Source organism: Nocardioides sp., from assembly GCF_030019515.1.
In the GTDB taxonomy this organism is placed as follows: Bacteria; Actinomycetota; Actinomycetes; order Propionibacteriales; family Nocardioidaceae; genus Nocardioides.
The window spans coordinates 38,764-46,082 of record NZ_JASEEQ010000021.1 but is presented as its reverse complement, the minus strand read 5'-3'; the positions used below and the strand labels follow the sequence as shown (position 1 = coordinate 46,082).

Sequence of the window (7,319 nt, the reverse complement as noted above, 5' to 3'; positions counted from 1 at the left end):
GAGGTTCTCGTTCGTTCAACCAGGCTCGCCGCTACCAACGTCCTGGCCGGGTACAGCTAGGAGGCCGCGGCCTCGGTGAGCGGCACGAAGTCGACCTTCTCGCGTACGCCGCAGTCCGGGCAGCACCAGTCGTCGGGTACGTCGGCCCAGGCGGTGCCGGCCGCGAAGCCCTCGAGCTCGTTGCCCTCCTCGACCCGGTAGGTGTAGCCGCAGCCGGGGCAGCGAGCGGCCAGGGTCTCCTCGGCGCCGGTGGTCGAGGTGCGCGCGGAGCGAGCCTCGAGGCCACCGTCGGCGGGGGCGACCGCGGGCGGCGGGTACTGGGCGAGGATCTTGTCCCGCTTGCGGGGGGACAGGTTGGCCCGCGACAGGTCACCGTCGAAGTGCGCGCGCACCCGCGGGTCCATCACCCGGCGCCAGATCGCGGGGACGATGGCGAGCACGATCATCCCGGCGTACCCCGTCGGCAGCACCGGCGACTCCTCGAAGTCGCGCAGCGCCTGGTAGCGCCGGGTCGGGTTCGCGTGGTGGTCGCTGTGCCGCTGCAGGTGGTAGAGCAGCACGTTCGTGGCGATGTTGTTGGAGTTCCACGAGTGCGTGGGGTCGACGCGCTCGTAGCGCTGCCGCTCGCCGACGCCGACGCGCTGGCGCAGCATCCCGTAGTGCTCCATGTAGTTCACGACCTCGAGCAGCGAGAAGCCGACGACCGCCTGGATCAACAGGTACGGCAGCAGCCCGACGCCGAGCCAGGCGACCAGCGCGCCCCACAGGACCGCCGACATCAGCCACGCGTTCAAGACGTCGTTGCCGATCCGGAACGGGTGCTGCTTCTTGCGGGCGTAGCGGCGCTTCTCCAGGCGCCACGCGGACCTCAGCGAGCCCCAGACCGTGCGCGGCCAGAACTGGTAGAAGTTCTCGCCGACCCGGCTGCTGGCCGGGTCCTCCGGGGTGGCGACCCGCACGTGGTGGCCGCGGTTGTGCTCGATGTAGAAGTGCCCGTAGAAGCTCTGCGCCAGGGCGATCTTCGAGAGCCAGCGCTCGTTGGCCTCCCGCTTGTGGCCCAGCTCGTGTGCGGTGTTGATGCCGATGCCGCCGATGCAGCCGATGGAGACGGCCAGCCCGATCTTGTCGATGGTCGCGAGGTCCGCGCCACCTCCGATGAACTCCCCCGAGATCAACCACATCGCGCCGACGAAGCCGGCGTACTGGATCGGCAGGAACAGATAGGTGATCCACCGGTAGTAGCGATCCTGCTCCAGCGCCTCGATCACGTCGTCGGGCGGGTTGGAGCGGTCCAGGCCCGCGACCAGGTCGATGGCGGGGACCACCACCAGGATCACGAACGGCCCGATCCAGAACCACACCCCCCAGCCGGTGAGCGCCCACAGCCCGTAGCCGATGAACGCGAGCGAGGGCACCACCAGCCCGATCAGCCACAGGTAGCGCTTCTTGTCCCTCCAGGTCGCGGTAGACCCGGCCGGCACGGTGCTGTGCGGGACGGCGGGGGGGATCGCGGTCATGGGCTCGGCCTCCTGTGAATGACGGTGGTCACGTCCAGGCCTTTACAAAACCACAGGAAATGTCAACTGTCTAGACCTGCAGTGCACAAACGTCCACCGCGTGGCGCGCAAGGGACCCGCCGACCGCAACCACACCGTCTGGCGATCGACCGCAGGACCGATCCGCGGCCGCGCGCGGCGCCGAAGGCGACGCGCGAGCCGCGGGCTCGAGACGCGGTCAGGAGTTCTCGCGACGGAAGGTCGCGGTGCCCCACCAGCCGCCGAGGGCGGCCAGCGCGACCGACCAGACCAGGCCCCACAGCACCGCCGAGCTCGCGACGTCGCCGGCGAACCCGTCCCGGACGGCGTCGACGACGTACCGGAACGGCATCAGGTCGCTGGCCCGCTCCAGCCAGGCCGGGCCGAGGGTCATCGGCAGCAGGATGCCGCTGAGCAGGAGCACCGGCATCATCACGATGTTGATCACCGGCGCCATCACGTCCTCGCTCTTCGTGGTGAGCGCCAGCGCGTTGGAGGCGGCCGCGCAGGCGCCGCCGATCAGGAGGGTGATCAGGATGCCGAGCCCGATCCCGACGGCCGAGCCGCGCAACCCCATCGCCAGGCCGAGCCCGACCAGGATCAGCGCCTGCACGAGCAGCTGCAGCACGTCGCGCATCAGGCGCCCGACCAGCAGCGCGGACCGGTTGGCCGGGGTCACCCGCTCGGCCTCGATCACGCCCTCGCGCCACTCGCCGATCAGCGCGAAGCCCGCGAAGAACGCGCCGAACATGCCCAGCTGCACGAGCAGCCCGGGCACCAGGAACGTGTAGGCGTTGGCGGTCCCGGTGTCGAAGGAGCCCACCAGCGGCTTGAGCAGCGGACCGAACAGCAGCAGGTAGAGGACCGGCTGCATGATCCCGATCAGCACCCAGGCGGGGTTGCGCAGGTTCATCCGGATCTGGCGGCGGAAGACGATCGAGCTCTCGCGGAGGAACGTCACGCGAGCACCTCCTCGGGCTGGGTGGGGACGGCGCCGGGGTCGGTGGCGTCGGCGTCGCGCAGCGACCGGCCGGTGAGGGACAAGAACACGTCGTCGAGCGTGGGGCGGAGCACCTCGATGGAGTCCAGGGCCACCCCGGCGCCGTCGAGGTCACGCAGCAGCGCCGGTACGACGCGCCCGGCGCGCTGCACGCGGGCACGGACGTGGCGGTGGTCGGTCTCGACGCCGCCGGCGCCGTGGGCCAGCGCGCCCAGGCGGGCGGCGGCCACGGCGACCTGGCCGGGGTCGGCCACCTCGAGGTCGACGAGGTCGCCGGCGACCTGAGCCTTGAGGTTGTCGGCGGTGTCGGAGGCGACGATCCGGCCTTGGTCGATGATCACGATCCGGTCGGCGAGCGCGTCGGCCTCGTCGAGGTAGTGGGTGGTGAGGAAGACGGTGGCACCGAGCCGGGTGCGCAGCCCGCGGATGTGCTCCCACAGGTTCGCCCGAGCCTGCGGGTCGAGGCCGGTGGTCGGCTCGTCGAGGAACACCAGGCGGGGGTCGTGGATCAGGCCCATCGCCACGTCGAGGCGGCGCTTCTGCCCGCCGGACATGTTCTTCGGCATCCGCCTCCACAGCCCGTCCAGCTGGAGCCGGGCGAACAGCTCCTGCCCACGGCGTACGGCGTCGGCCCGCGACATCCCGTACAGCATCCCGTGGTCGACGACCTCGTCGCCGGCGAAGGCGCCGGAGAACGTCGAGCCCACCTGCGAGACGTAGCCGATGCTGCGCCGCACCTGAACCGACTCGGTGACCACGTCGTAGCCGGCCACCGTGGCGGATCCGGCCGTGGGCCTCAGCAGCGTGGTGAGCATCCGGAGCGTGGTGGTCTTGCCGGCGCCGTTCGGGCCGAGGAAGCCGACCACCTCGCCCTCGTGGACGTCGAGGTCCACGCCGTCGACGGCCCGGACCTCCTTGGCGGTCTTTCCCCGTCCGGTGTGGAACGTCTGCACGAGTCCTCGTGCCTGGATCATGGATTCCCCCTGTGGTCAAGTTTGAACACCAGTGTTCAACGTTGAACAGTCATCGGTCAAGTCCCGGCCGCGGGATGCAGACCGGTGCGGGCGTCGCGACTCATCGGCCCCGTTCACCGCCCCCGTTCACCGCCCCCGTTCACCGCCCAGGGTCAGCCCCAGGTCACGGCCGCGCGATCGCGCCAGCCGGCGTCCAGGCCGGGCCGCCGCGCCCGGTTCCACAGCGCCAGGTACAGCGAGGCCGCCGAGCCGTCGAGCCGCCAGTCCGCGTCGGCGAACACGGGACCGACCCGCCGCTCGGTGACGGCCGGCCCGGGGCCGAGGTGGACCAGCCAGCAGTCGGGGGCGTCGTCGGGCGCGACCACGAGGAGGGCCTCCTCCTCGCAGCGCAGCCGGGAGCGCGGCCGGGTCAGGAACCCGCCCAGCAGCTCGTCGATCCCGTCGACGGCCAGGTCCGGCTCGATCCAGGTCTCCTCCGCCGTCGGCCAGCGGCCGAGCGCCGCCGCGAGCGCGTCGACGGCGTGCACGGTGGTCTCGTGGCACTGCCGGCGCGCCCAGAACTCCCGCGGCGCGGGGGCGTCGTGGAGGAACACCAGCGCGCGCAGGTCCGCCGGCGCCCGGGTGAGCTCGTCGGCGAGCGCGACCGCTCCGTCGCGGAGCCACTCCAGCGGGTCCGGCTCGGCCCGGCCGACGGCCTCGAACGCGTCCGGGTCGATGTCGCGCTCGCCGCGCACCAGGGCCGCCGCCCAGCGGTGCACCATGCCCTGGTGGGCGACCAGGTCCCGGACGGTCCAGTCGGGGCAGGTCGGCACGGCGGCCGCGAGCCCGGCGCGGTCGGCGTACCGGACGAAGGCCACCATCGCGGAGCGGATCGCGTCGAGGTGACGCGCCATCGGCAGCTGGGTGGGCACGCCCCGAGCGTGACACCTGGCGCGCCGGTCGGCACCTCGTTTACGGGGGGTGGTAGGAGTGGGTGGTGACCGAACCCTCCGACGTACGCCTCGCGGTCCTGATCGACGCCGACAACGTCTCGGCCTCCCACGCCGCGGCGCTGCTCGCCGAGCTGGCGCGGTACGGCGTCCCCACCGTCAAGCGTGCCTACGGCGACTGGACGACCCAGCAGCTGACCGGCTGGAAGGGCGAGCTGGCGCGGCACGCCATCCGACCGATCCAGCAGTTCGCCAACACGATCGGCAAGAACTCCACGGACTCCGCGTTGATCATCGACGCGATGGACCTGCTCTACTCCGGCAATCTCGACGCGTTCGCGATCGTGTCGAGCGACAGCGACTTCACCCGGCTCGCGACCCGGGTGCGCGAATCCGGCAAGACCGTCTACGGCTTGGGGCGGCGGCGGACACCGGCCTCGCTCCAGGCGGCCTGCGACAAGTTCATCTTCCTCGAGGTGCTGCGCGACGAGGCCGACCAGGCGCAGGGGAAGGACGCCGGGGCCGACCGCCGAGCCGACCACGCGGCCGACCACGAGGACGATGCCGAGGCGGAGGCCGACTCGCTGCCGGACCTGCGCACGATCCTGGAGGCCGCGGTCCGCAGCACCGCACAGGACGACGGCTGGTCCGCGCTCGGGTCGGTCGGCAGCTACCTGGGCAAGACGCACGCCGCGTTCGACCCGCGCCACTACGGCTTCCCGCGGCTCAGCGCTCTCGCCGGCGCGCAGTCCTACCTGGATCTCGACCATCCCGACGGCGGCCAGCCGCGGGTCCGCCTGCGCTCGCAGCGACCGCCGCGCAAGCGGGCGGCCGCCAGCAAGGGCGCCCCGAAGCAGGCACCCGAGGAGGAGCCGGCCGAGAACGTGGCGAAGAAGACCGCGAAGAAGACCGCGCGGACGAGGAAGGGCGCGGCGGCGCCGGGCTCAGCGGCCGAGTAGCGAGCGGTACTTCTCCCGGTCGGTGGTCATCTGCCAGCCCGGGTCGCCGGCGGGCGGGGTCCAGCCCCAGTCGTCACCGATCTCGAAGGCGAGCGTGCCCGCGCGGATCTCCGCGATGGTCTCGCGCAGCCAGGCGAGCTCGGCGACCGCGAGGTCGAGCCAGAGCAGCATGCTCCGGGTCGCGTGCGGGGGTGCGACGCCCGGCTCGGTGGCCGCGAGCTCGGCCACCGTCCGCTCGAGCCCCACGCGCCGCCGGGTCAGGCTGCGCAGCACCCGGTCGCGGTCGAGGAGCGGCAGCATCGAGAACGCCACCGTGAACGCGCTGCGCTCGTAGGGGTTGACGGCCTCCAGCGCCTCCACCAGCAGCCGCTCCAGCTCGGTGCGACCGCTCTCGGTCAGCTCGTAGACCGCGACCTCGCGGCCGCCGTCGACCAGGTCGTGCCGGACCAGGTGGCCGAGCCCGGTCAGCGAGGTCAGGCCGTGATAGATCGAGCCCGGGTTGGTGTGCGCCCACCGGTCCACCTGCCAGGACAGCAGCTCGCGGCGGATCTGGTAGCCGTTGACCGGCTCGAAGAGCGCCACGGCACCCAGCAGCAGCATCCGGGTCTCGTGCGCCGACATACCCCGCAGTTTAGGGTTGGCGGATGGCCCAGACGGCACCGCAGTCCTTCGGCATCGACTTCGGGGGCACCGGCATCAAGGGCGCACCGGTCGACCTCGAGGCGGGCGACTTCGCCGCCGAGCGGGTCCGCATCCGGACCCCCGCCCCGTCCACGCCCGAGCGGGTGGCAGCGGTCTTCGTCGAGCTGCTGCACCAGTTCCCGGACTGCACCGGCGCCGTCGGCGTGACCGTCCCCGGGGTGGTCCGCCACGGCGTGGTCCGCTCGGCGGCCAACATCGACAAGGCCTGGATCGGGACCGACACCGACCGGCTCTTCACCCGCGCGACCGGGCGCGAGGTGCACGTGGTCAACGACGCGGACGGTGCCGGGCTGGCCGAGGTGAGGTACGGCGCGGCGAAGGGCCGCTCCGGACTGGTGATCGTGACCACGCTCGGCACCGGGATCGGCTCGGCGATGGTCTACGACGGCGTCCTGGTGCCGAACTCCGAGCTCGGCCACCTCGAGGTCGAGGGCCAGGATGCCGAGTCGCGGGCGGCCAACAGCGCCCGCGAGCGCGAGGAGCTGTCCTGGGCGGACTGGGCGGCCCGGCTGACGACGTACTACCGCACCCTGGAGCGGCTCTTCTCCCCCGAGCTGTTCGTGGTCGGCGGCGGGGTCAGCAAGTCCGCCGCGGAGTTCCTCCCGCTGGTCGACATCGACACCGAGATCATCCCCGCCGCGCTGCTCAACAAGGCCGGCGTGGTGGGTGCGGCGCTCTACGCCTCCGAGGGAGGCGGCTGAGCGGGCGCCGCCGGGCCGGCGACCCGCTCGAAGGCCTCCCGCACACCGCGCAGGTAGCGCTCGACGAGGGCGCGCTCAGCGTCGGTGAACGAGCGATCCCAGGTGTCCAGCGCCGTGAACATCGGCAGCAGGTGGGCGAGCACCTCCTCGCGCCCGGACGCGGTCACTCGCACGTCCGTGCGGCGGCGGTCCTCCGCGTGCGGGTGCCGCTCGACGTGCCCGCGCTCGGCGAGCCGGTCGACGACCCCGGTCGAGGCGGCGGTGCTGATGTCGAGGATCCGGGCCAGCTCGGCGGGGCCCAGCGCGGTGCGGACCAGGTGCTGGAGCGCGATCAGCTCGGAGTCGCTCAGCCCCGCGCGCCGGGCCACGACGTGGCGCACCCGGGCACCGGCCTCGATCGCCTCCCGCAGCGCCACCAGGCTGCCGGTCTGCCGCCAGGCGTCGGCGAACTCGCTCGCCGGTCCGGCCGGTCCGGGTCCCGCCATTTCTATTTCACCTACTTGATGTCTAATCTGATTA

Annotated in this window: 8 protein-coding genes; 2 read left to right on the top strand and 6 right to left on the bottom strand. The window is 72.3% G+C overall.

Features of this window, described 5'->3' with window-relative positions; all coding sequences use genetic code 11:
* Window positions 1–56: 56 nt before the first annotated feature.
* The 4 genes from QMC84_RS21195 to QMC84_RS21180 all read right to left on the bottom strand — a co-directional run bounded on the left by QMC84_RS21195 (window position 57) and on the right by QMC84_RS21180 (window position 4,420).
* A complete protein-coding gene (locus QMC84_RS21195) occupies window positions 57–1,517 on the bottom strand; it encodes a fatty acid desaturase (protein WP_300378431.1) in 1,461 nt (486 codons plus the stop codon).
* Between the two features lie 217 nt (window positions 1,518–1,734).
* Window positions 1,735–2,496 (bottom strand): ABC transporter permease, encoded by a 762-nt coding sequence (locus QMC84_RS21190; RefSeq protein WP_300378429.1) that lies wholly within the window; start codon window positions 2,494–2,496, stop codon window positions 1,735–1,737.
* Window positions 2,493–3,509: an ATP-binding cassette domain-containing protein gene (locus QMC84_RS21185; protein WP_300378427.1), complete on the bottom strand. Its 1,017-nt coding sequence runs from the start codon at window positions 3,507–3,509 to the stop codon at window positions 2,493–2,495. The genes QMC84_RS21190 and QMC84_RS21185 overlap by 4 nt, the downstream gene beginning before the upstream one ends.
* 152 nt (window positions 3,510–3,661) lie before the next feature.
* Window positions 3,662–4,420 (bottom strand): maleylpyruvate isomerase family mycothiol-dependent enzyme, encoded by a 759-nt coding sequence (locus tag QMC84_RS21180; protein ID WP_300378425.1) that lies wholly within the window; start codon window positions 4,418–4,420, stop codon window positions 3,662–3,664.
* A 65-nt stretch (window positions 4,421–4,485) separates the two neighbouring features.
* Between QMC84_RS21180 and QMC84_RS21175 the strand changes: the two genes are divergently transcribed.
* Entirely contained in the window at window positions 4,486–5,397 is a 912-nt protein-coding gene (locus QMC84_RS21175; protein WP_300378423.1) for an NYN domain-containing protein, read from the top strand.
* On the opposite strand, the gene QMC84_RS21170 is transcribed toward QMC84_RS21175, so the two are convergent.
* Window positions 5,383–6,018, bottom strand: a complete 636-nt coding sequence (locus QMC84_RS21170) for a PadR family transcriptional regulator (protein ID WP_300378421.1) — start codon at window positions 6,016–6,018, stop codon at window positions 5,383–5,385. The two genes, QMC84_RS21175 and QMC84_RS21170, sit on opposite strands and share 15 nt — an antisense overlap.
* A 23-nt stretch (window positions 6,019–6,041) precedes the next feature.
* Between QMC84_RS21170 and ppgK the strand changes: the two genes are divergently transcribed.
* Window positions 6,042–6,800 (top strand): polyphosphate--glucose phosphotransferase, encoded by a 759-nt coding sequence (gene ppgK / locus QMC84_RS21165; RefSeq protein ID WP_300378419.1) that lies wholly within the window; start codon window positions 6,042–6,044, stop codon window positions 6,798–6,800.
* Here the strand turns inward: ppgK and QMC84_RS21160 are convergent.
* Entirely contained in the window at window positions 6,776–7,285 is a 510-nt protein-coding gene (locus QMC84_RS21160; RefSeq protein ID WP_300378417.1) for a MarR family transcriptional regulator, read from the bottom strand. The two genes, ppgK and QMC84_RS21160, sit on opposite strands and share 25 nt — an antisense overlap.
* Window positions 7,286–7,319 lie beyond the last annotated feature (34 nt).